At 47.8% G+C, this 20,610-nt stretch carries 24 protein-coding genes and 2 pseudogenes; 1 reads left to right on the top strand and 25 read right to left on the bottom strand.

Translation table 11 applies throughout. The features are described 5' to 3' along the window. Positions 1-111 precede the first annotated feature (111 nt). From DW088_RS02480 to DW088_RS02385, 20 genes and pseudogenes are all read right to left on the bottom strand, one after another. A complete protein-coding gene (locus DW088_RS02480) occupies positions 112-603 on the bottom strand; it encodes a nucleotidyltransferase domain-containing protein (protein ID WP_002584332.1) in 492 nt (163 codons plus the stop codon). Positions 604-654: 51 nt separating this feature from the next. After that, positions 655-1,032 (bottom strand): TnpV protein, encoded by a 378-nt coding sequence (locus DW088_RS02475; RefSeq protein ID WP_002584333.1) that lies wholly within the window; start codon positions 1,030-1,032, stop codon positions 655-657. Then, positions 992-1,354: a helix-turn-helix domain-containing protein gene (locus DW088_RS02470; protein WP_007887891.1), complete on the bottom strand. Its 363-nt coding sequence runs from the start codon at positions 1,352-1,354 to the stop codon at positions 992-994. The genes DW088_RS02475 and DW088_RS02470 overlap by 41 nt, the downstream gene beginning before the upstream one ends. 70 nt (positions 1,355-1,424) lie before the next feature. After that, a pseudogene (locus tag DW088_RS02465) lies at positions 1,425-1,577 on the bottom strand (Maff2 family mobile element protein); the annotation flags it as partial. A gap of 2 nt (positions 1,578-1,579) precedes the next feature. Then, positions 1,580-1,861: pseudogene (locus DW088_RS02460) on the bottom strand (type IV secretion system protein VirD4); the annotation flags it as partial. Positions 1,862-2,100: 239 nt separating this feature from the next. After that, on the bottom strand, positions 2,101-2,421 hold the full coding sequence (locus DW088_RS02455) for a DUF6572 domain-containing protein (RefSeq protein ID WP_025489039.1): 321 nt from the start codon (positions 2,419-2,421) through the stop codon (positions 2,101-2,103). A gap of 90 nt (positions 2,422-2,511) precedes the next feature. After that, a complete protein-coding gene (locus tag DW088_RS02450) occupies positions 2,512-3,057 on the bottom strand; it encodes a hypothetical protein (protein WP_118359284.1) in 546 nt (181 codons plus the stop codon). A gap of 68 nt (positions 3,058-3,125) precedes the next feature. Then, entirely contained in the window at positions 3,126-4,331 is a 1,206-nt protein-coding gene (locus DW088_RS02445; protein ID WP_118359282.1) for a hypothetical protein, read from the bottom strand. 40 nt (positions 4,332-4,371) lie between these two features. Beyond that, a complete protein-coding gene (locus DW088_RS02440; RefSeq protein WP_073382916.1) occupies positions 4,372-4,959 on the bottom strand; it encodes a hypothetical protein in 588 nt (195 codons plus the stop codon). A gap of 30 nt (positions 4,960-4,989) precedes the next feature. Then, on the bottom strand, positions 4,990-5,448 hold the full coding sequence (locus DW088_RS02435) for a hypothetical protein (RefSeq protein WP_002592082.1): 459 nt from the start codon (positions 5,446-5,448) through the stop codon (positions 4,990-4,992). 80 nt (positions 5,449-5,528) lie between these two features. Beyond that, the gene (locus DW088_RS02430) at positions 5,529-6,641 is read right to left on the bottom strand and encodes a hypothetical protein (protein WP_118359664.1); all 1,113 of its coding nucleotides are present in this window, start codon (positions 6,639-6,641) and stop codon (positions 5,529-5,531) included. A gap of 74 nt (positions 6,642-6,715) precedes the next feature. Then, positions 6,716-7,303: a hypothetical protein gene (locus DW088_RS02425; protein ID WP_002592080.1), complete on the bottom strand. Its 588-nt coding sequence runs from the start codon at positions 7,301-7,303 to the stop codon at positions 6,716-6,718. Next, a complete protein-coding gene (locus DW088_RS02420) occupies positions 7,300-8,136 on the bottom strand; it encodes a ribonuclease III (RefSeq protein WP_243029748.1) in 837 nt (278 codons plus the stop codon). The genes DW088_RS02425 and DW088_RS02420 overlap by 4 nt, the downstream gene beginning before the upstream one ends. A gap of 116 nt (positions 8,137-8,252) precedes the next feature. Beyond that, positions 8,253-9,905, bottom strand: a complete 1,653-nt coding sequence (locus DW088_RS02415) for a recombinase family protein (RefSeq protein ID WP_118263090.1) — start codon at positions 9,903-9,905, stop codon at positions 8,253-8,255. A gap of 71 nt (positions 9,906-9,976) precedes the next feature. Beyond that, positions 9,977-10,144 (bottom strand): hypothetical protein, encoded by a 168-nt coding sequence (locus tag DW088_RS16000; RefSeq protein WP_004612784.1) that lies wholly within the window; start codon positions 10,142-10,144, stop codon positions 9,977-9,979. A gap of 266 nt (positions 10,145-10,410) precedes the next feature. Continuing rightward, the gene (locus DW088_RS02410; protein ID WP_118359278.1) at positions 10,411-11,769 is read right to left on the bottom strand and encodes a virulence-associated E family protein; all 1,359 of its coding nucleotides are present in this window, start codon (positions 11,767-11,769) and stop codon (positions 10,411-10,413) included. Further along, the gene (locus DW088_RS02405) at positions 11,729-12,415 is read right to left on the bottom strand and encodes a CHC2 zinc finger domain-containing protein (RefSeq protein WP_004612786.1); all 687 of its coding nucleotides are present in this window, start codon (positions 12,413-12,415) and stop codon (positions 11,729-11,731) included. Before DW088_RS02405 ends, DW088_RS02410 begins: the two co-directional genes overlap by 41 nt. Positions 12,416-12,430: 15 nt before the next feature. Then, on the bottom strand, positions 12,431-13,999 hold the full coding sequence (locus DW088_RS02400) for a serine/arginine repetitive matrix protein 2 (protein ID WP_442861163.1): 1,569 nt from the start codon (positions 13,997-13,999) through the stop codon (positions 12,431-12,433). A gap of 101 nt (positions 14,000-14,100) precedes the next feature. Next, a complete protein-coding gene (locus tag DW088_RS02390) occupies positions 14,101-14,406 on the bottom strand; it encodes a hypothetical protein (protein WP_002594257.1) in 306 nt (101 codons plus the stop codon). Continuing rightward, positions 14,390-14,683, bottom strand: a complete 294-nt coding sequence (locus DW088_RS02385; protein ID WP_002594258.1) for a hypothetical protein — start codon at positions 14,681-14,683, stop codon at positions 14,390-14,392. Before DW088_RS02385 ends, DW088_RS02390 begins: the two co-directional genes overlap by 17 nt. A gap of 341 nt (positions 14,684-15,024) precedes the next feature. Here DW088_RS02385 and DW088_RS02380 point away from each other — a divergent pair, with 341 nt between their 5' ends. Then, on the top strand, positions 15,025-15,873 hold the full coding sequence (locus tag DW088_RS02380; RefSeq protein WP_002594259.1) for a helix-turn-helix domain-containing protein: 849 nt from the start codon (positions 15,025-15,027) through the stop codon (positions 15,871-15,873). Positions 15,874-15,923: 50 nt separating this feature from the next. Here the strand turns inward: DW088_RS02380 and DW088_RS02375 are convergent, their stop codons facing one another. The 5 genes from DW088_RS02375 to DW088_RS02355 all read right to left on the bottom strand — a co-directional run bounded on the left by DW088_RS02375 (position 15,924) and on the right by DW088_RS02355 (position 20,413). After that, positions 15,924-16,307 carry a TnpV protein gene (locus tag DW088_RS02375; RefSeq protein WP_002593334.1) on the bottom strand — a complete coding sequence of 128 codons (384 nt, stop codon included), beginning with the start codon at positions 16,305-16,307 and terminating at the stop codon, positions 15,924-15,926. Positions 16,308-16,396: 89 nt separating this feature from the next. Then, a complete protein-coding gene (locus DW088_RS02370; protein WP_243029746.1) occupies positions 16,397-17,902 on the bottom strand; it encodes a VirD4-like conjugal transfer protein, CD1115 family in 1,506 nt (501 codons plus the stop codon). A gap of 72 nt (positions 17,903-17,974) precedes the next feature. Then, positions 17,975-18,709, bottom strand: coding sequence for a DUF3801 domain-containing protein (locus DW088_RS02365; protein ID WP_118359274.1), 735 nt, complete (start codon positions 18,707-18,709; stop codon positions 17,975-17,977). Beyond that, on the bottom strand, positions 18,690-20,096 hold the full coding sequence (locus DW088_RS02360; RefSeq protein WP_118359272.1) for a relaxase/mobilization nuclease domain-containing protein: 1,407 nt from the start codon (positions 20,094-20,096) through the stop codon (positions 18,690-18,692). Before DW088_RS02360 ends, DW088_RS02365 begins: the two co-directional genes overlap by 20 nt. Next, on the bottom strand, positions 20,096-20,413 hold the full coding sequence (locus tag DW088_RS02355; RefSeq protein WP_118359270.1) for a plasmid mobilization protein: 318 nt from the start codon (positions 20,411-20,413) through the stop codon (positions 20,096-20,098). Before DW088_RS02355 ends, DW088_RS02360 begins: the two co-directional genes overlap by 1 nt. Between the last annotated feature and the right edge of the window lie 197 nt (positions 20,414-20,610).

Here is a 20,610-nt window from a genome sequence, read left to right as displayed (position 1 = left end):
CCGCTGTTGCATGGTTGTGTTTGCTTCCATGTAGCAGCGGTTGGTGCTATACTTATTCAGTTAAAATTTCAAAGCGATAAAGTGGAATTTATCTTAGAAATTACAGCAATGTTATTTTGATAAACTTTCAAGAATTGAAATATCATGCTTATCTTTATCTCTTAATTCATAACCTGAATGGAAAACTCTTTGGCCTTTTAAGGATATACAAGGAATTGTTTTTCCTTCAAAAAAAGCACTACCAAAGTAATCTTTTTCAAACTCATACCAGCCACCCTCTAAATCAGCTTGTTTTGAAGTTCCGTCCTCACTTAAAACGAACGGGTGAATGTCTAAGTAACCAAGTTCATCACTATATAACTCTATTCTAACCGGTTTCCAGTCTGTATCAATTTTATAGCCCAGATTCAAAAGCACATTTAACAATTTTTCCGTATGTTGAGCATCAAAATTTATATCTATATCTCTATGAATTCTTGTTTGTTTACCAGCTAAAATATCTACACCCCATCCGCCATCCAACCAGTATGTAATTCCAGTATTTTCGAATAATTCTATTACTTTCATTAAATCTTCTTTTGTTGTTATTTCTTTTCTACCCATACAAAGTCTCCTTTACAACTTCTAATTTGTAATAATCATTCTACCATACCGTTATGAATAAATCATCTCATGTAAAACAATTTCTTCTGCCCGGTTGTGAATGTTATTGCAACGCTGCACCCATTCCATTTGACGGGTACGCTTCAATTCCTCGGTCACGCCCTCGGCAGCTTTCATCTGCTCCATGATGGTGTCTAACCGTTTCTGTGCCTGTTCGTTCAGGTCTGCAAGATATGTCCACAATTCCCCGGTCAGGGTCAATGTGTGTAATCTGGCTGGGCAGACTTCTCTTAAATATTCCCGGTGCATCCGTCCGTACTTTCCGATGGGGCGGTGTTCCTCCGGCAACTTCAAGTCCGGGATGTAGTAATCTCCAACAAGGATATAATCAATTCCGTTTTCTTTTATTCTTGGTTTCAATTCGCTCATGTTCCTTACCTCCTGTGGAAGCAGGCTCGTCTGGTACTAACTCAATCACATCGGTAATCTCACAATTCAGCGTTTCGCAGATACGGGCTAATGTATCCATGCTGATGTGCTTTCCCTCTTTGCTCATGTTGGCAATCATATTTGTTGTCATACCAGCGGCAAGCCTTAAATCCTCTTTTCTCATATCACGCTCTAACAGTGTGTGCCAGAGTGGTTTATAGCTGATGTGCATATTGTTTTCCTGCCTTTCTATCCATACCACCGGAGCGGCTGCCCCGGCAGGAACTTTTCTCTTATTATAGCACCAATCTTGTGAAATCACAATTTATTCTTGTAGCCTGCCGCTGATACCGTCTGGATTGGCTTTTCCTTTCTTTTTGTTCCCTTTAATTAGCCATGAACTGCTTGATGCCCTGGCTTTTGGAGGCAGGGTTGTCCTGGCCGTAACCTTCCAGAAGGTTGATGCCGCCCCACACGCACAGGCCGCCGCCCAGGGCGATGACCAGAGTCTGCAAAACGTCGATAGCGTTAGTAAAAAAGCTCATATTCACATTTCCTTTCGTTCAGTTGAATTGTTGGGTTGAAGGTCGGTGGCTTTCAATTCGTACAGATCGAAAGGCTCGTCCGGCTTCACAATGGCCGGTCTGCGTTTCATGTACCGTTCAATGTCAAAGGTATTTTTCTTGTCGGCATCAGCAAGGTACTTGTAGCGGGGATGGCGGGTTATATCAAACTTGTCGCTGAAAAACGGCCGCACCCCTCGAAGCTGCAAGATACACTTGCCTCCGTCCATCACCGCGATCTCGTCCTGAGTCATCAGCTCTTTGCCACAATGTCAAGTGATGAATTCAAAAAAGACAAGCACTATCCAAAGAAAAACTTCTTTTATGGTATCTGCCTATTTTGTTTTCGATAGTTTTAGCTGTGATACATTTAATTTAGGGTGCAAAAAAGCAGGAGACCTTTTCGGATCTCCTGCTTAGTAAAGCTGTGAAGATTTAATTGTGGTTGGGCTGCCTGCTATGCAAACTGAATTTTGTTTTACTAAGTTCTACAAACTGGAAACTGTTAGCTAATCTGTGCCTTGATTTTTATCCCTATCCGTCCTAATTGATCTTGAACTACTTGCAAAAATTTCTGGCAGTTATCTGTTATATCATACTTGAAATGGATTTCTATCATAGCCATCTTAAAATCAGCATTGGGGTATATTTCATCGTACTGTTCGCTTTCGATAAAAGCCACATACGCATTGATTTTATCTTGTAAAATCTTCAAGTGTTCAAACTCATTGTCCCAATTCAAATGGTCGGTAATAAGGAGTACCAAACAAGCATTTTCTTTATCGTTTGCGATTGCATCAATCTGACTTGCGTTATCAACAGCCATAATATTTCTCCTTCCCAGTTCTTTATAACCATAACTCTTTCTCCCAATACATCTGTGACATTTCAATTACACAACTTCAAATTTCTGGTTTTACTTAACTTTAGTGTAGCTCTCCATACTAAAAGTTTCTAAATCAAACACTACCGCAGCAACACTGTCCTCATTTTCTTCAATAAGCCATAAGCGAGTCCATAAGGTTTGGTCGTTCATATTGGTAGCAGTTTTATCCTCACCATCGGTAATGATTTTTTCGGGATCTAATTTTGTTACAAAAATGTTTTCAGGTTTAAGACCTGGCAGGCTGCTTTGAAGTTCCTCCTCTGTTAGTCCTGCTATTTCCATTGCTTCAGCACCTTTATAATACTCAACATCTCCGTACCAGTAGTTATCGTTAACATTCTCGATGGATTTTAACCACATAAACTTATCGTCAACGAATTTATAACCAGCACCAGAGCCGGTATCTATTTCCCATGTCCCTTGTATCAGTGCATTATCATCGTTATTATCTTTGCTGTCAGTAGTACCGGCGCAAGCGGTAAGCCCAAATAGTGTAAAACAGATCATCAGAATAGCTGCTGCAATTCTGAAAAACCCACTTTTGCGGTATTTAATCATATTCATATCATAGTTCATAGGTAACCTCCAAGTTATATCCTCTTTATTTTCGTAAGCCTTTCTCCATTGAAATTGAAGAAAACCTTTTATTCCCGTTCCCGTCTACTCCGTTTTTTCTTTCGGGGATCTGGCGGTGGAGAGAAGGTCTGAATATAGTCCTGCCGGATCGCTGTCACATCCTGAGAAAGAAAAGCAGCGACACGGTCCTGTTCGGAAGTTTGCTCTGGGAAAAAGGATGCAAATTTCTGTGCCAGCTGTTCTTCTTTTTCATACAGCTTAAGTGTGCCTTCGTATCCAATCAATTCTTTCAGCACAGCAGTAAACTCCGTGTACCGGTCCCCTCGAATATCCAGATCGACCTTTGCTTTGGCAGTCATGCCGTTCAGGTAAAGTACCTTCAGGGAAGTATGGTTCCTGAACCGATTCATTGTGAACCATAAAGCCAGCTTTTTTGAGAGTAGCTTACCGCCAATCAGCATCCAGTTCTGGCTTTGGTATATTTCCAGATACTTTTTCATGCCCTCATCTTCAAACTCTATTGGTTCAAAATGTTCTCCATCCAGCAGCTGTTCCAGCTGATTTTTGCTGAGAATCTGATTCAGTACCGGTATGTTCCGGTAAGGCGTGCAGATATAGCGTCTCATTTTCTGAAACAGCGCTACAGCCAGAACTGCTGTGCCAAGTAAAAACAGAAAAAGCTCTCCATCCATTTCGATTTTCCCGGTTGCCGTTACCCAGATGCCACGCAGAACCAGTACAACGCCAAAGCCCCACAGCCCGAAAACCAGCAACTTTTTCAGTGGATGAAAATGAATCCACTCAATGATCCGCACTTGCTGTTTGCCACTCATAGGTTTGTCACGCAAAAGTAGATGGGTGATCCATTTTCTTAGGATCAGTGGAATCCATGCAGTCGCACACATGAAGATTGCAACACTGGCATAAATGCCAATCCCAAGCCAGCCATTATCCAGAAAAGCTTCCAGAAGCAGAAGGAGGATAATCGGAAAAATCATAGTGAAAAACAAGGGTAGAAATGACTCCTTGCGTATCCTCTTGAGATTTAAGTCATTAAGCGCAGAGTTGATACATATACCAAGAATCATGGCTGCTGTCATACCACCTGCCACCCATTTTTTACGATCTCCGTATCGCATGATATGTACAGTTTCGTGCATATAAGGAAGTTTTCCTGTAATACCTACATAAAAATAGAATCCCAAATAAGCCAGAGCCAAAAGTGCCCCTGCCAGCTTCAAAATTGTTTTTCCTGAAAGTTTTCGTTTCTCCATCTTCGTCGTTTTCCTATAAAATCACGGTTCCTGTGTCAATTTATCCTTCTGTATCCCAAACAAAGCTATCTACCATGTCCCTGGCGGCCTGTTCAGTGGTTTCTGATCCGCTGAAATTTGTAAGCTGGATCAGGCAGAACCCGTAATCCCTTACAATATAGTATTGCGTGGTGACAATATCGCCCTCGTCGATAGTAAAGATATACAGTAGATCTCCCTGCTCGGTATAGGTTCCATCCCCGTTCAGTTGTGCTTCAATACCATCCAGCTGCATCAAAATCTGTTGGACGATCGCATCCCGGAACTGCTCATGCTCCTCCAGACTATATTTGTTCTTTCCTACATGGATGGATATGTTGTCCGGCTTTTCATCATTTTCGTGACCTTCCTCTATGTAGAAAATCTGCGAATCAGTAGAATGCTTCTCAGATTTCTCCCATCCCTCCGGGACGGTATAACTTCCGGGAATCGCATGATCTTCAGATGATATTTCGGTTTCGGAAGAAGAGGGTTTCTGCCGATCCGCCACAGATTCATCAGAGGGAGATTGTGGCGATGAAGCCCCATTTTTGCCGCATCCAGCAAGGAGCAACACCATAGTTAATAACACAATTAAGATTTTTTTCATACTCTGATTCCTCTCACTTTATAATACTGGTTATCCGAGTTTGGAAACAATCTGGCAGAACATCTCAACATTTTCTTTCTGCCCCTGAATATCAGAGCCAATCGCATTGTTCATCAAAGAAATTTTCATTTTTTCTTTTCCAAAATGCAGCATTACGACTTTTCTTCCGGGCAGCAGCCCACCCTTGACTTCTGCCTTTGTTATGCTGCTTAAGGGCAGAGAAAGCCGGTTTTCAATTTTTGAGACATTGACGGAATTTACAATGACCATATTCAGGTGTTTCTCGGTAACTCCCAGATAGCAGTAAGCATTGCTCAGTGCGCCTAATGCAGCGGCAGCACCCCCCGTCAGTGTAGAAAGTCCTCCAATCAGTGCATAGGTATCAGCTCCGGCCATGATGACCGCCCATAACTTGCACTGATAGGCTTCGTTTTCCTTCAAAATGGCTTCCAGCATTTCATTTTTATCTTTTTCATTCATTGTAAGCATAATTGTTCCTCCTAATTATTGTTTTAAGTTGAGAACGCCGGATGCAATCCTTTGATAGATGCACCCGGCGTTCAAAAGCATTAGTCTGCTTTCAAATTTTTGTCCAGGATCACCAGTTCGCCGTTGCGTTCAATGATACCAGGCTGAACCACGACGATTTTCAGACCTTCCTGCAATTCCAGATACTGTGAAGCATAACCCCAAACCTTGACCTGATCGCCTTCCTCAAGCTCAATGGCAGTGCTTACAGTACCATCTTCATTCAAAATCTGGTTAGCAATACAGTAGAGCTGGCCGGTTGTATCCTCTGCGATGTAGAGAGACACATCCGAAGCGAGCGGCGTTCCGGCAATAGATTTATATTCACCGACTTCTTCGCCCCAAATAGTACCTTCACTGTAAAATCCAACGACCATATTTTCTTCATATCCCTCGATGATCGCATTGAAATCCTGAGCATACGGCTCCATCTCGGCTTTTGTAGTATCCTTGTAAGCGGCAATCTTTTCATTAGATGCCTGTTCTTTTACCTCTTGCGGCTGATAATCCTTGTATTCAAAAACATTGTCCGAAGCAAGCGTGATTGCTGTGTAGTCATCATCCAGAATGACTTTATAAACAGCAATTTCATCATCATCAACAGTACGATTGATGTCGATATTTCCTGCGGAATTCAGTTTATATCCGTCTACACCTTCCAGCGCCTTTTGTAAAGCTGCGTTGGACATCGCACAGTTGATCCCATTGAGCGTTACAAAGAAATCAGGATTTGGTTGATCCTTATCGGCAGAGTATTCCAGTTCTACCACCGTTCCGCCCTCAGCAGGCTTGCATGGCTCTGTCCCGGCATTTACGATTGCAACATCTATTTCCTGATCGTCTTTGGAAAGTTCCCCATAAATACGCTCGCCGGGTTGCAGAGAAACCTCTGCTGCATCATATTCTTCCGTTTCCAAACTCCAGCCGACTTGTATCAGCTGGGAAGTTTCCAAAGGAAGTGTGTAGTAAGTGCCATCCAGTACGAACTCAGGTGTCCCGTCATTTTTCAGCTGAGACAGAATGGCCTCATCCGTACAGCCTTTATCGCTGCCCGCAGCTGCCGGAGCTGATGTCTGAGGTTTTGAGCCGCATCCGGCCAGCATACTGCATACCAGCACACATCCTGTCAGTAAAGCAATCCATTGTTTTTTCATAAGCGTAAATCCTTTCTGCGATTCTATCAAATTTGTTTTATGTATGAACAACTCATATCCTATATAAAGGTCGATTATGCTCCTATCAGCGTCATGACCACATAGAGTACGATAAGCAGGAGCGCAAGACACATTGCACAGAAAACGGCAATCGTCGTTTTGACCCTGTGCCGCTCCTTTAATGTCAGAACCATCATTGCAAGTACATCAAAGGAAAAGAAGAACTGGCAGATTCCAGCTAAAACCGCCAACCATTTCGGATGAATGCCGTCTTTGCATGACTTTATCAGATAAGCGATAGCATAGGGAGCTGCCCCTAATAGAATCCCGTATCCAAAAATCAAAAAAACAATGGTTACCAGTCCAAACAACGCCATCAGCGGCAATGGGAAGAATGCCATCAGCGTTACATATACGGTGATGCTCCCTCCGACCAGGTAGAACGGGATCAGTCCATACTTGATGATCAAAGTGCAGTTCAGCAATGTCTTTCTTGACCACTTTCTTCCTACGGTCAGCACAACAATCAAATTGACGATTCCCATGATAAAAGGCAGAAGGATCGATAATATCTGCAATTTGATCGCATTGTCAAAACAGCCTGCCAAAAGGAAGAATGTATAAGACACAATTACATAGAGTACCGGGAGGATATAAGTCATTTAGCAGCCTCCTTTCTGCGCCGGATCAACCAGAGAATCAGCCAGATCAAGCAGACTGGGAACGAGAACAAGCCCAAAATAAAAACTCCGGCTCCAAACGATCCAAGGATTGAGTCCCCGGTGGCGATATTGCTGATGATTCCGAACAGTGCCAGACCAACGCTGAAAGAGAGCCAGCAAAAGAAAGCATATTTACTCTCTTTGGCGCTTGCGGGTATTCTTGATTCTCCCTTTTTATTTCCAAGCTGGGTTTTTAGCTGTTCGCTTAGAAGTCGTTCCTGCTTCTCTAATTCAGTGTCTCCGATCGCCCTTGCGTAATCTTCACGAAGTAGGTGATACCCCAGTTTATCCTGCGTATTTTTTGCTCGATGCAAAAACTGCTCCAAAGTTTCTTCCGCTTCTGTCCAGCGCTGTTGTTCCAGCAGAGCGGAGAACCAGTTCGCTGTAATGATGTTTTTGGAATGCTTGCTGAGTGCCCAAGGACGCCAGCGATCCAATCCATGTTTCAAATTCTCAAGGTTGTGATCGCTTTGATATGCCACCACATAGGGGTTAAGTTTCTTTGCCAGCCAGTGTTCATATTTGCAATATGCGAAAAAGCATAGAGCCAGCAGCACAAGGAACACTACAACAGCAATCCACATAGTCTCGTAAGAAAAAAAGTGATCATATATCAGGCACGCAACTCCGGAGAGAGCCGCAATGCTGAAAATTGGCCATGGATTTCTCATAATAGCAATATCTCCAATCATCTGTTTGAATAAAGATTCCGATATGGTCAAATTGTCATATCTATATGCAAACATTATAGCATTTGCATCATCTTTCGTCATCATTTTTCTGCTGTACGGCTAGGAATTTAATTGTAAATAAATTATGAATATATCTATTGCAATTTTACAAAAAGAAAAGCCTCATCCCTCGCTGATTGAGAGATGAGGCGAAATGATTATGCTGTAATCTCCGGGATTTCTCCGACAAAGTTATAAACGATTCTGACTTCCTGCACCTTCTGTCCGTCAATCTTCTTGACTTCGCCCACCAAAATTTTGCTGATGAGCCGGTTCAGCACCGCTTCATCCAGTTCTTCAATGGCTGCATAACGCCGGATTTCTTTGATAAAGGTGCGGACTTCATTTTCCTGTTCGTCAGAGTGGCGCATCATCAACAGCAGGTCTCGCAGGCGCTTCTGGTTAGCTTCCTGCTCCTGCTCCAGTGTTGCTGTCAGCTTCATAAAACGCTGCTCAGTCAAGATTCCTTTTGCCTTATCGGTATATAGGCTCAGAAACATCTCATCAATTTCACAATTCCTGCTTTCCAGTCGTTGACATTCCTTCTGTGTCTGGGAAGCGTCCAGAAGATACCGGCGCTCCATCCGGCTGCTCAGCCGCTGATAAAAAGCATCGGCATCTTTGAGCGCAGTCTTTGCCAGCTCCTGAATATCTTTCAGCACAAGATTGTATAAATCTCTGGCTTCGATCTTGTGGCTGGTACAGGCGTTCTTGCCCAGCCTGTTATAGGTCTGGCAGATATAATACGCCTTATCAATCGGTTCCCGCTGTTCGCCGGTAAAACGGTTCTTTCCGGTTCTGCCAACCTTTTCATACCGCACCTGCATGGACTTTCCGCAAGTCGCACAATAAATGATACCGTGGAACAGGTTATAAAAGGGGCAGGAGTTGCCCTTCATAATGGTTGGTCTGCGGTCAATGATTTCCTGCACCTGCTCCCATTCTTCCGGGGAGATGATTGCTTCATGGCAATCCTCGATAATTTCCCAGTCCTCACGAGGGATAATATCATAGGTGTTGGAGCGAATCCCTTTCTGATGTGTCCGGCAGACCAGATGTGCGCCCTTATAAAAGGGATTCCGCAGGATATGGCTGATTCTTGCACTTCCCCATGAATAGTAATTTACATCACATTCTGTGTTACTTTTTACTCTGGTGATTGGGACTTTATCATCCATGAGCTGCTTTGCAATCCGCATACATCCCCAGCCATCCAGCGCCATATCATAGATTTTTCGGATTACCGGTGCTGTCTCAGGGTCACGGATCAAATGCCCCTTATCCTCCGGGTCACGCATCAAACCGAGGGGCGGCTGCCCACCACAAAACTTCCCCTGCCGGGAACGGGTCATACGCCCTGCCAGCACCTTTTTGGAAATATCCCGGCTGTACATATCGTTCAGGATATTCTTAAACGGCGTAATGTCCATTTCCTGACGGGTCAGGCTGTCCACTCCGTCTGTAATGGCGATATAGCGTACATTGTGTTTTGGGAAAAAGATTTCGATATAGCTGCCAGCTTCGATATAATTCCTGCCCAGTCTGGACAGGTCTTTGGTGATAACGCAGCCGATCTTTCCCGCCTCAATATCGGCAATCATGCGCTGAAAAGAAGGGCGGTTGAAATTGCGGCCTGTATAACCGTCATCCACATAATACTCATACTGGAACATTCCGTTTTTTTCGGCAAAGTCCCGGAGCATAAGTTTCTGGTTGCTGATGCTCATGCTCTCATTATCGCCGCCATCCTCCAGAGAGATACGGCAATAAAGGGCTGTGATTTTCTGATTCACTTGTTTTTTCCTGCTCATAGTGTTCTCCTTCTATGAACAGGGACACGATACCATTATAATACCATGCCCCTGTCCATGATTCAACTGCTTTACGCCGCTTTTCGTGCCATTTCCTGATGCTCTAACCATTCCTCGAAGTGTTCGCAGGTCTGACGCTCGATCAGCTGCTCAAAGGCTTCCCGCATGGTTTTGTCCCCAGAAAACTCACGAACCACTACAAACTGGACTTTTTTATTCTGCTTCTTGTTTTTCTCCATAGGCTACCTCCATAGAATAGGGGATCAGACGGTAGCTGTGGCAACGAAGTCCGGCAACGGACATCAAAAAACCTGTAAACTATCGTCTGACCCTGATTTCTTACTTTTCAAATTTTCTTGTAAAATCTCGTTGCTTTCGTTGCCGGAAACATAGATAGATAATAAAAATCCTTTATTTACGGGCTTTTTCCATATCAAAACCATAAATTTATCAGCAACGAACCCGGCAACCAACTGGCAACTATCCCGGCAACAGACCGTCCTTGTCAGGCGATCCACTCCTGCGGAAGTTCCAGCTGACGGCATTCTTCTTCACTCAGTTCTACAAATCCACCTTCGTTGCTGGGTAGTTCGTTGCCGGAAGTGTCCCGTTCCCAGCCCTTTTGTCTGCCATATCCGGCAAACATCCGGGGATTGGAAAAAGGCTTCCAACCGGTCACGACCGTGTTCATGATCTCATTGATATTGTGGAGCTGCCACCGCTTCGGCTCATCAAAGGTATGTCCCAGCGCCTCCTTGAACAGCTGTTTTGAGCAGACCATGTTTCCGGTGTAGTGTTCCAGAAATCCCTGTATCTGTCCAGCTTCGGTGTCCTCCGGCATGAAGTCTTTCTGCACCTCCACCAGTTGACGCTGGATGGACTTGCTGAATTTCATGGAATACTTGCCGCTGTGGTAAATGCTCATAGCTTCTGCCCATACCTGCAACAGATACGCTCTGGAAGCGTCCTCGTCCTCCAAAATGTGAACCTCTGCCTTCTCCGGGTAAATCATGATTGGGAGAAAGCGCCGGTTCCCGGCTCGATCCAGCGGCAGAAAGTCCAGGGTATTCGAGGAACCACCGAACACGCACTGCCGAAGCCGGTCTTTAGGCTGAGATTCATAAGGTGTCCGGTAGGTTTCCTTCTGTCGGCTAATAAAGGAACGGATTTCTTCAATGCTCTTTGCGCTGCTGGTGGCAAGCATCTCTGACATCTCAATGATCCAGTGACCTTGTAGCTTTTGGAATACCCGGTCGTCATCCAACTTCTTCAGGTCATCAGAGAACCATTCGTCCCGGATCGCCAGCAGTCGGAAGAATGTGGACTTCCCGGCACCCTGACCGCCCACCAAACAAAGCATTTCTTCATATTTGGAACCGGGACGGAATACCCGGCGTATAGCACCCAGCAGGAAATGTTTCAGCATTTCTTCCACATAGTCACTTTCATCAGCACCAAGAAAATGGTGCAGACAGGATCGGATGCGTGGTGTACCGTCCCAGACAAGACTGTTCAGCACATCCTGAATTGGATGGTAACAATTTTCGTTTGCTACGATAGAAAGGGCAGCCGTGATCTTTTTCTCACTGGTCAGCTCATAGTTTCTCTCAAAATAGAGGAGAAGATATTTCACATCAGTATCCGTCAGAGCGCTGGTATTCCTGCGCCAGCCCAAGTCCTGTACAATGTCTACCCGGTCTGTCAGGAGATTAAGCCGGATGGCATCCCGCAGGAGTGGATCGCAGCAGAACACAATCCGGCAGTTGTCGATGGTGTTGGCTGTTTTTCCCTTGTCGGTAACAGAAAGGCTCTGCCGCACCTTATCAACGCTCTGTTCCGGCGCTATGGCTTCGGCTGCGCTCATCACAGCCTGCTGGGTGGCTGGCGATAAACTCTGATATTCGCTGTTCAATTTTCCTCACCTCTTTTCCATACTCCGCAACTACAAAAGCTCGTTCTTCTATGCTGTCAGACAGAAGAAGATCCAACAGATATTCGATATATGGCTGCCTGTGCAGAGCCTCCACAAACAAAGGATTCCAGTCATCCTCCGGTTGTTTGGGCGCATATTCTTCTTTCCATCGTTCCAGCAAACGCAGGTAGTCGCACAGCACCCGAAAGCATTTCTGCTCTGCCTGCCGGTATCGCATTTCCTCGCTGATTTTTCTTTTGATTACTCTCTTTTGTGGCGGATCGTGGCCTTTGCGGTCAAAGCTGATTGAGAAGTCCTCTGCCAGCTTTAAGGCAGCTTCTTTACTGCTTAGTCCAAAAAGACGGGAAGTGAAATCAATCACATCTCCATCTGCCTGACAGGCAAAACAATGGAACCGTCTGTCCACCTTCATGCTGGGATGCCTGTCATCGTGAAACGGGCAACAAGCCATCCCGTTGCGTCCTACTGAAATTCCATAAACCAAAGCAGCCTGCCTTGTGGTAACAGACTGTTTTACTGCTTCAAATACATTCGTTTCTTCCACCTCCAAACAATGCAAAAGGCATCCGGTTTCCATAGAAAATCAGATGCCTCACAATTCCATATCCTGTTTTCTTGTTGGAGCAATCCGTCCTTCACGCTCCCAGCGCACCCGGTTCTCCCGATCAGCGTCCAGTTTGCCTTGTGCCAGCTTCTCCTTAATGGATTTTCTGGCTTTATTTTTGATCTGCTCTTTGCCAGCCTGTTTGACCTCCGGTTTTAACAGCACCGCCTGTACCTTTTTGAGAACTTTTTCAGCAGACTGCTGTAATTTTTCTCGCACCCTACTCAGCAGAGTGTTCGCTATCTTCACAACTTCTGGCGAATTTTTGGCATTGGGCGATACCACGCTCTTTCGATATTTCTCAATTACTTCCATATCTTCAAGCTGGGTTTGTTCCCGAACCTTGTCGGTCACAACCTCCACCGCCTTGTCATAGGCTGCACCGGAAACATCTTCCAGCAAGGTTTCTACATCCTCAATTTTTAGCGTCAGTTCCTCCAGCTTTTGCTCCTGTGTCGCCAGCTGCTCCTTCTGCTTCATCAGGATATAATCCTGCTTTTCCAAATAGTCACGCCCACCATAAGACGGCTCCTGTTCCAGATGCAGCCCATGCCGTTTGGCAACGTCAAATAAGATTATCCGACAGACTGCATCAAAAGTCTGTTTCCGGTTATTGTGCTTTCCTTTTGGCTGTTCCGGTTTAGGGAGAGGGATACCCAGTTCCTCCAACGCCTTTTCCTGCTGGGGGCACAGCTCTCCATACCGATTTTCACAGTCAAATACATGGCGCTCATGGATGTGCGGAGTTCCTTCATCCAGATGGAGCGCCCAGTCTAAAATGTGGATATGAGAACCGAAACGGTTTTCAAATTCCTCATAAAATTCACTGACAATGAGCGCTAAAGTCTCTGGCGGAACGGATTCTTCCATAGTGCCGATCTGGTAGATGCTTTCTTCTGGACAGGTCTTGTTATTTTTCAAAAGATCATCCACAGTGCGATTGCGCTCAATGTGCCGGGTTTTCTCGTTCCGGGCGTTCTGAGCATTGACATGGTCGGCATAATGCTCGTAGTAATACATCTGTTCAATTTCCTCAAAGCTGAAATCCGGCTGCTCTGAGTTTTCCCGAAAGTCGTGGGTGGTAAAGCCCCGGTAACAGTCCCAGTACACATTTTGTCTGGCACGCTCAGCGTCAATGTGTTCGCTATTTTCTACATCGAACCGACGGTCATTGTGCCGGGGATTGTAAGTGCCATGCTTCCCAGATCGTCCATTGTGTCTTGTTAATTTCAAATATTTTTCCTCCTTCCTGCAAAGATGTTCTGGGCTGGGGAGGGCGGCAAAGCCGCCAGACCTGCGAAGTTTTGCGTCAGGTAATACCCAGTACAAGTTGACGCAGGCATCAACTTTCCCTGGGCAAGGCGTTTCACCCTTGACCCGATGAGGCTGGCTGCCCTCAACCCGCCAATGGGCATTGCCCCTTGACCCCAGCAGTGCGCTGCCGCCCCTGCACCCCGGCACAAAGGGCTGGCTGCCCTCTGTACTCCCGCACCGGCGAAGCTGGCCTTCACCGCAGAAGCGGTTTTTGCCAGTTTCACCGGCTCCGTATCCGTACATTTACGCCCATAGGCGAGAAGTGGATACAGAATACGCCTGCGGAAATTGCCGATCAAAACAGCGGGTGCAGACCCGATATTTTTTCGTAAATCGCCCTCATTTTAAGCGATTTTTTCTTCTGTCTGTATGACCTGAAAGCCATGCTCTTTTGCGCACTCCCTTGCAGCTGCCAGCCGTTCTTCGCTGTACGGCGGCACCAGCCGGATCGAAAGTCGTGACTTGTCCATCACATAGGTCACGCTACCTTCCGGCGTACTGCGTTCCAAGCGGCACAGCAGAGGGTACTTCCGGCTGAAATCCTCCAGTCTGCGTTTCAAGCTGGCATTGAAGGTGTAGATACTGGCAATCGTCTCGCCCTCATTCCAGTTGATGATGGTTTCTTTTTCATATTTAGACAGCTTCCTCATACAGTTCCTCCTCATAATCGGTGTTTGCTTTCAGCGCACGCAGACTGCGTCTAATCCGGCGGTATTCGTCCATCTCCATACGCAGATGATGGTAAAAGGCTTCGTACCACCTTTCCTCTGTCTCTGTCTCAATTTTACGAGCAAGATGAAGCATCTGGCTTTTCGCCTCCGGGTCAACAGTCAATGCTGTCAGCCATTTCAGCCTTGTCACTGTGTTGTGATGGCTGGGGCAGGCGTAAGCGTAAAGAATTTTCTTTTCCTTCATATTCAGTTTCATAATGATCTACCTCCATTCATTTGATGCGGTATGTTCCGCATCGTTTATTTTTCTGTCTGCCGGTCTGTCTGCAAAATATTCCTGCCCGGATTCTCTCCCAGCGTATTGTCCTCTTTGGTGCGCTCTTATCGTGGCGTCACTTCCCCGGAGGTCGTCCCCCTTGCAGTCGGTCATTCATTTTTCAAGGTTCTATGTCTCCTGACAAGAACCAGTTTACCGAAAAAAGAGGGCTGCTCCCGTATGTCCAAGACGCAGGAAAAACACATGAAAACCGCATATTTCCACGCTCTCGGAAATGTGCTATAATGAAAAACAAAAACCGATGGCAAGGAGGTGCTTTGATGTACACAAAACTGTCAATCCCGGAACGGCTCAAAGACCTGCGAGTGGTGGATAAGCACCTGACGCTGGAACAGCTGGCAGAACAGACCGGCCTGTCTAAGTCGGCACTGGGGAAATATGAGAGCGATGACTACAAAGACATCAGCCCATTTGCGATTGCGACACTGGCAAAGTTTTACGGAGTGTCCACTGATTATCTGATGGGCGTGTCAGAAAATAAAAATCACCCAAACACGGAGCTTCAAGCTCTGCATCTGAGTGACGCTATGGTGGAACTTTTGAGCAGCGGAAAGATCAACAACCGCCTGCTTTGTGAACTGGCGACTCATCCAAATTTTTTGCGGCTGATGGTTGATATGGAAATCTTTATTGACCAGATCGCTGATATGCGGGTGAACCAGATGAATCTGATTCTGGAAGCTACCCGGCAGACCATTCTTAAAGAACACGCACCTGGAGAAAATGATCTGTATATGCGGACGCTGGAATTGGGTCAGGTACAGGAGAACGATTTTTACAGCCATATCCTTCATGATGATCTGGACAGCATTGTCCGGGATATACGGGAAGCCCATTTGAAAGACAAGACCACAGCCGACCCACAGCCAACACTGGATGAGGTCAAAGAGAATTTTGAACAGGCCATACAGATGGGAACCGACACAGAAGCTATGATCCATGAGTTCTGTGATAAAATGCAGATTCCTTTTGAAAAAATTTCATCCGAGGACTTTTCGGCTTTTCTGCGGATACTGAGCCTGTCCAAACTGCTTAAAAACCCAAACAATATGCGGGGAAAAGCCAAGTCACAGCCGTATTATATGCCAAAAAAGAAAAAGCGCAGGTAGCAAAAAGGCCATCCACTATAAAAGTGAATGGCCTCAGTTTTTCCACCTTCTCAGACGAAAATCATCTCAGACCGAATGACTTCCTCTGCCCGGTGGCGTATGCTGTTCATGTGACCGACCCATGCAAGCTGGTCTTTTGCTTTCAATTCCTCCGTGACTCCCTCTGTTTCTTTTATCTGGGCAATGATACAATCCAGACGGTTCTGTGCCTGCTCATCCAGATCGGCAAGATATGTCCACAGCTTTCCAGACAGAAGCAATTCATTGTACCGGTCGGGACAATACTCTTGCAGATATTCCCTGTGCATCCGTCCCCACCGTCCGATTGGGCGGCTTTCCTCCGGCAGCTGTAAGTCTGGAATATAGTAGTCTCCGACCAGAACATAGTCCAGACCGTTACTGTCATCATGGATATGCTTTTTCAATTTCTCCATAGCGACCTCCTGTTTTCGTTTTATCCGAATCCAGTTGATCGTGTCCCTGTTCATCTGTTATTCAAGGCAACTGAACTCGTCACCATGAATTATGGCATATCCCGCCCACTGATCTGGAAGTTGGTGGAGTAAGACCCGGACCGCCCTTTGGTCTGCCCGTGGGTCTTGGTGTCGATGGTGGACTTGCCCAACGCCTCGGAAATGTACTTGTGGGTGCTTGCCTCGTTGCCGCCCAGATAGAGCAGCGTGTCCGAGTTGCCGGGGATGGTTTCCCAGGAATCCTTATACAGCTCCTTAATCTGCGCCATGTTCTGGATGATGGTGCTGCAGGAGATGTTGCGAGAGCGCATGGTCGCAAGCTCCCGCGGCAGCCCCGGCAGATTGACCGATGGCGCTTCGTCCAAGATAAAGTGGACGTGACACGGCAGTGCCCCATGGTGGATCTGGTCGGCGCAGTAGTAAAGGGTCTGGAAAATCTGGGAGTACAGAAGACTCACTAAAAAAGTAAAGGTCGTGTCATTATCCGGGATCACGGCATACAGAGCGCACTTTCGCTCTCCCAGCGTGTACAGGTCCATATCGTCATGGTCGGTGACAGCTTTGATCTGCGGCAGATTGAAGGGCGCCAGCCGCACAGCGGCAGACACCAAAATGCTTTTCGCTGTCTTGCCCGCCGCCTGCTTGAAAACCTTATATTGCCGCAGGGCAACGCTTTCCGGGTTCTCATACTCCATTGCCCGGAACAGCAGATCCAGTGGGGAGACATACTCATCATCGTCCTCCTTCACTTCGGCATATTCCAGCACACGCATCACCATGGAAAAATTCTGCTCGTATTCCGGCGCTTCCTGGAACAGCATGAGGATGATAGCCTGCAGCAGTGCTGTCTCGGACTTCGACCAGAACGGATCGGACTCGTGACTGCCCTTGGGCGTCGTTGCCTGGATCAGCGTGTTGACCAGCTTCAGCGCGTCCTTCTCATCCCGCAGATAGCGGAACGGGTTATAGCCGTCCGACTGCGACAGATCCACCAGATTCAGCACTCGGATGTCGTATCCCTGCCGTTTCAGATACCCTCCGGTGGCGGTCAGCACCTCCATCTTCGGGTCCGTGATCACATAGTTGCTGTTTGCTTCCAGAATGTTAGGCTTGACATAGCCGCGGGTCTTAGCGGCGCCGCTGCCGCCAATGACCAGCACATTCAGTGAGCGCCGGTGCTTGTGGGTATCCAGCCCCAGCCGCACATGGCGGGTGAGGATCTTGTTCTGCTTCTGCCGGAACTGCGCGTTGAGCTGCCGGGGCGAACCCCATGCGGCGGAGCCGTGTTCCTCGCCGTCCCGTGTCCTGCCCTGTCCGGAAGCATAGAGACACAGTCCCATGAGATACGCGCCGGTGCAGACGAGAATGGACAACAGGCTCTTGTCTGTCCATTGGATCTGGAAGGGTTGTTCCAGCGCGGCAGTTAAGTTTGATAGCAGCTCCGGCAGACCGCCGCCAAGGGACTGGACGATCAGCAGCGCCGCCCATACCACAGGGATATAGAGGAACAGAGCAAGTACCAGATCCGTTGTTTGGGATGTCTTTTTCAGCCGCATCACCTCCTGCATAAAAAATACGAGGCCGGCAGAGTAGAATGCTCTGCCGGCCTCGCTGACGAAACGGCTTTCTTACTTTGTTCTGCCCGGTCGTACTTTTTGATGGACCTTTTCTTTGGCCGGGGCAGACTTCTGCCGGGTATCCAGCTGCGCCTGATAGCCTTTCAGCCGTTCCAGAACCGAAGGCCGCTCACTCGTCATCGTCTCGGCAGCCGTTTCCCTGCCGCTGGATGAGGTCGATCTGCCTTTGGTATCTGGCAAGTCTGTTCCCGACCGAGATTCTTTTTTGGGCGCCACCTCCTGCCGCTTGCCCACAGGCGGTGTCACAGGCGTTTCCCCCTGCCGGGGGCGTTGCTGTTCGCGCTGCGGCGCCTCCTGTCCCACACGGGCTTCCTGCTCCTTAGAGGGGGCATCCTGCCGCGCCTGCTCCGGCTGCCCGGTATATCGGATGCGCTCAAAGATCATATTGGCGCGGTCAATCTCCGTTACCGGCATGATCACATCCACGACTTTTCCCTTGTTATCCGAATCACGGATGGCAGAGAACAGGATCTTCTGTTTTCCTGCCCGCTGCCTGAATTGCTGATACTGCTCCGGAGACATGGCGAACCGCCGCACATCGCGGGTCTCCTTCAGCATCTTTGCCAGATTGACTTTGCCGGAAATGGTCTTGTGGTTTTTCGCCAACGCCATAGTGAGCGCCAGCATATTTTTAATGGCGGAGCCGCTCAGCCGGACAGCGACCTCGCTGCCGGAGAGCATCATGCGTACCAGCTGGTCCGCCGCTTCACCGCCTCCGATGTTCATGTTCCTGCACCTCCTTCTGGTGTTCTTCTGTTTTCTGGATGTCCTGCTCCATTGCAGGCGTCTGCTGGCAGATTTCCCGACAGAGCTTCCACTTTTCCCGCTCCGCCCGGATCTTCCGATTTACCTCTGAGAGCTGCTCATACACTTCTGCCTTTTCTTTCTTCAGCACCTCCTGCGGAATGCCGCTATCCTCCAGCAGCTTCACGGCTTTCATATACTGCTCGAATTCCTCTTCCATTCCGGTGAACCCTTCCTCGTATAACGCCCTGCTGGGTTCCAGCGCCTCCGCGTCTGTCAGCGCCGCATAGAGCGGCTGGCGTTTCTTCTTCCGCACATTGAGGAGGGTCCGCTGCTTTGTCAATCTGCCCAGCGTTTCCTCTGTGCGTTGTTCGAATGCCGCCATGTCAGCAGGCGTTGTGATGTCATTTTCCCGTAGGAACGCGAACTGTGCCTGATACCGCTCAAAGCGCATGACCGCCTGCCGCAGATGCGGCGTCATACGGGGCGGGTACTGCCGCTTTTCGATCTTGCCCAGCAGATAGAGATAATGGACATAGAGGGCAAGGAAGCCACTGTGCTTGGGATGTTTCCGGTACGGCTGATACGCTGGACGCGCAGGCAAGACAGGCCGCAGCCCCGCTTCGATCTGTTCCAGGTTGCCCTGGATGGCAGCACGGATTCCGTCCTCTGTGAACAGAGAATCTCGCCTGCCGGGGTACTGGAAACGATCCTGTCCCCGCAGGCGGAAACCGAGCCTGCCGCCATGATGGATCTCATACCCCTTATGCTCCATGAGCAGAAAGAAGTGGCCGAGGTCGTTGGCGTCCCGGATGGCATCCCGCAAATCCGCCTCCAGCATGGAGCGGAAGGTGGGCTGCCCCCTGGACTGGCGCAGCCACTCAATGTAGCTGACCGACCTGGCAGGCTCGCCCTGCACGATGACGGATAATCCATGCTCCCGGCAGAGCCGGTCTGAAATGGCACGGATCTGCTGGTAGTAGCTTTGCTGCGTGCTGTGATACTTTTCGCCGGTATCTGCATTCACCGAATTAAATACAATATGCGAATGGATATGGTGTCGATCCACGTGCGTACCGATGACCGCCTCAAACCCGTCCAGGTGTTCCCGCACAAATTCTTTGGCTATCTCCAACGCCAGTTCAGGTGTGATTTCACCAGGCTTGAACGATTGAATGATGTGATAGCATTGACGCTTATCCAATCGTCCGGTTTCCAGCTTTGTTTTCATCATCTCGCGGTACTCTCTCCCTGGATCGCAATTAAAATGTGCTGTTAAAATATGCCCATCCGTTTTGTCACCATTCAGAACATAATCAATGGCTTCTTTTAAGCCGCCGTTACGGGGCAGGATTTTCGTAACAGCCATTACTTATTCGCTATCCGGAACATAAGCTCATATACCTGATCCAGAAGATAGAGTCCCCGTTTGGCATCCTCCGGCTTCGCAATTCCTGCATTGACGCTGCGGGCGATCTGGTTGATGTTGTTGCCGATATGATGTATTTCCGTCCGGAGCTCTTTAATTTCTTTTGTAGGGCGGGCTTTGACCGGTCGTCCCCCAATAAGCCGTGCAAGATATGCCCGTTTTGTCAGCCTGCACTCTTTGGCCTGACAGCACAGCAGCTGATACTGCTGTGTTGTCAGTACGATGTGCAGATGGTGTTCTTTCTTGTTCTCATCCACATTTTTCTCCTTCCTGCGGCGTATAGCCGCAAGTTTTTCCGCCAGCAGGCGGCATTGGGGACCGGGGTATCCTCGGCAAGCTGTGCAAATGTACATTTGCGCGATGCTTGCGCCAGCGCCGCCATCGGCGGCGTTGGCTGTTCCCCGCCGTCGGCGGGGCGCTTTTTGAGAGGTAGATTGATCCCAATACAGGCGGA

The organism is Butyricicoccus sp. AM05-1, from assembly GCF_003474415.1.
Taxonomy (GTDB): domain Bacteria; phylum Bacillota; class Clostridia; order Oscillospirales; family Butyricicoccaceae; genus Agathobaculum; species Agathobaculum butyriciproducens.
Note: the sequence above shows the minus strand (reverse complement) of the source record. Positions and strands in the feature narration are given on the sequence as shown.

Excerpts from the sequence above, each read along its gene's own strand:
- DW088_RS16000 (WP_004612784.1), bottom strand. The coding sequence starts at position 10,144 with ATGGAGAAAAACAAGAAGCAGAATAAAAAAGTCCAGTTTGTAGTGGTT.
- DW088_RS02380 (WP_002594259.1), top strand. The coding sequence starts at position 15,025 with ATGTACACAAAACTGTCAATCCCGGAACGGCTCAAAGACCTGCGAGTG.
- DW088_RS02440 (WP_073382916.1), bottom strand. The coding sequence starts at position 4,959 with ATGAAAAAAATCTTAATTGTGTTATTAACTATGGTGTTGCTCCTTGCT.
- DW088_RS02450 (WP_118359284.1), bottom strand. The coding sequence starts at position 3,057 with ATGAACTATGATATGAATATGATTAAATACCGCAAAAGTGGGTTTTTC.
- DW088_RS02425 (WP_002592080.1), bottom strand. The coding sequence starts at position 7,303 with ATGACTTATATCCTCCCGGTACTCTATGTAATTGTGTCTTATACATTC.
- DW088_RS02455 (WP_025489039.1), bottom strand. The coding sequence starts at position 2,421 with ATGGCTGTTGATAACGCAAGTCAGATTGATGCAATCGCAAACGATAAA.
- DW088_RS02420 (WP_243029748.1), bottom strand. The coding sequence starts at position 8,136 with ATGACGAAAGATGATGCAAATGCTATAATGTTTGCATATAGATATGAC.
- DW088_RS02415 (WP_118263090.1), bottom strand. The coding sequence starts at position 9,905 with ATGAGCAGGAAAAAACAAGTGAATCAGAAAATCACAGCCCTTTATTGC.
- DW088_RS02430 (WP_118359664.1), bottom strand. The coding sequence starts at position 6,641 with ATGAAAAAACAATGGATTGCTTTACTGACAGGATGTGTGCTGGTATGC.
- DW088_RS02475 (WP_002584333.1), bottom strand. The coding sequence starts at position 1,032 with ATGAGCGAATTGAAACCAAGAATAAAAGAAAACGGAATTGATTATATC.
- DW088_RS02410 (WP_118359278.1), bottom strand. The coding sequence starts at position 11,769 with ATGAGCGCAGCCGAAGCCATAGCGCCGGAACAGAGCGTTGATAAGGTG.
- DW088_RS02445 (WP_118359282.1), bottom strand. The coding sequence starts at position 4,331 with ATGGAGAAACGAAAACTTTCAGGAAAAACAATTTTGAAGCTGGCAGGG.
- DW088_RS02405 (WP_004612786.1), bottom strand. The coding sequence starts at position 12,415 with ATGGAAACCGGATGCCTTTTGCATTGTTTGGAGGTGGAAGAAACGAAT.
- DW088_RS02375 (WP_002593334.1), bottom strand. The coding sequence starts at position 16,307 with ATGGAGAAATTGAAAAAGCATATCCATGATGACAGTAACGGTCTGGAC.
- DW088_RS02360 (WP_118359272.1), bottom strand. The coding sequence starts at position 20,096 with ATGGCTGTTACGAAAATCCTGCCCCGTAACGGCGGCTTAAAAGAAGCC.
- DW088_RS02480 (WP_002584332.1), bottom strand. The coding sequence starts at position 603 with ATGGGTAGAAAAGAAATAACAACAAAAGAAGATTTAATGAAAGTAATA.
- DW088_RS02400 (WP_442861163.1), bottom strand. The coding sequence starts at position 13,999 with ATGTACGGATACGGAGCCGGTGAAACTGGCAAAAACCGCTTCTGCGGT.
- DW088_RS02385 (WP_002594258.1), bottom strand. The coding sequence starts at position 14,683 with ATGAAACTGAATATGAAGGAAAAGAAAATTCTTTACGCTTACGCCTGC.
- DW088_RS02370 (WP_243029746.1), bottom strand. The coding sequence starts at position 17,902 with ATGCGGCTGAAAAAGACATCCCAAACAACGGATCTGGTACTTGCTCTG.
- DW088_RS02435 (WP_002592082.1), bottom strand. The coding sequence starts at position 5,448 with ATGCTTACAATGAATGAAAAAGATAAAAATGAAATGCTGGAAGCCATT.
- DW088_RS02390 (WP_002594257.1), bottom strand. The coding sequence starts at position 14,406 with ATGAGGAAGCTGTCTAAATATGAAAAAGAAACCATCATCAACTGGAAT.
- DW088_RS02365 (WP_118359274.1), bottom strand. The coding sequence starts at position 18,709 with ATGAACATCGGAGGCGGTGAAGCGGCGGACCAGCTGGTACGCATGATG.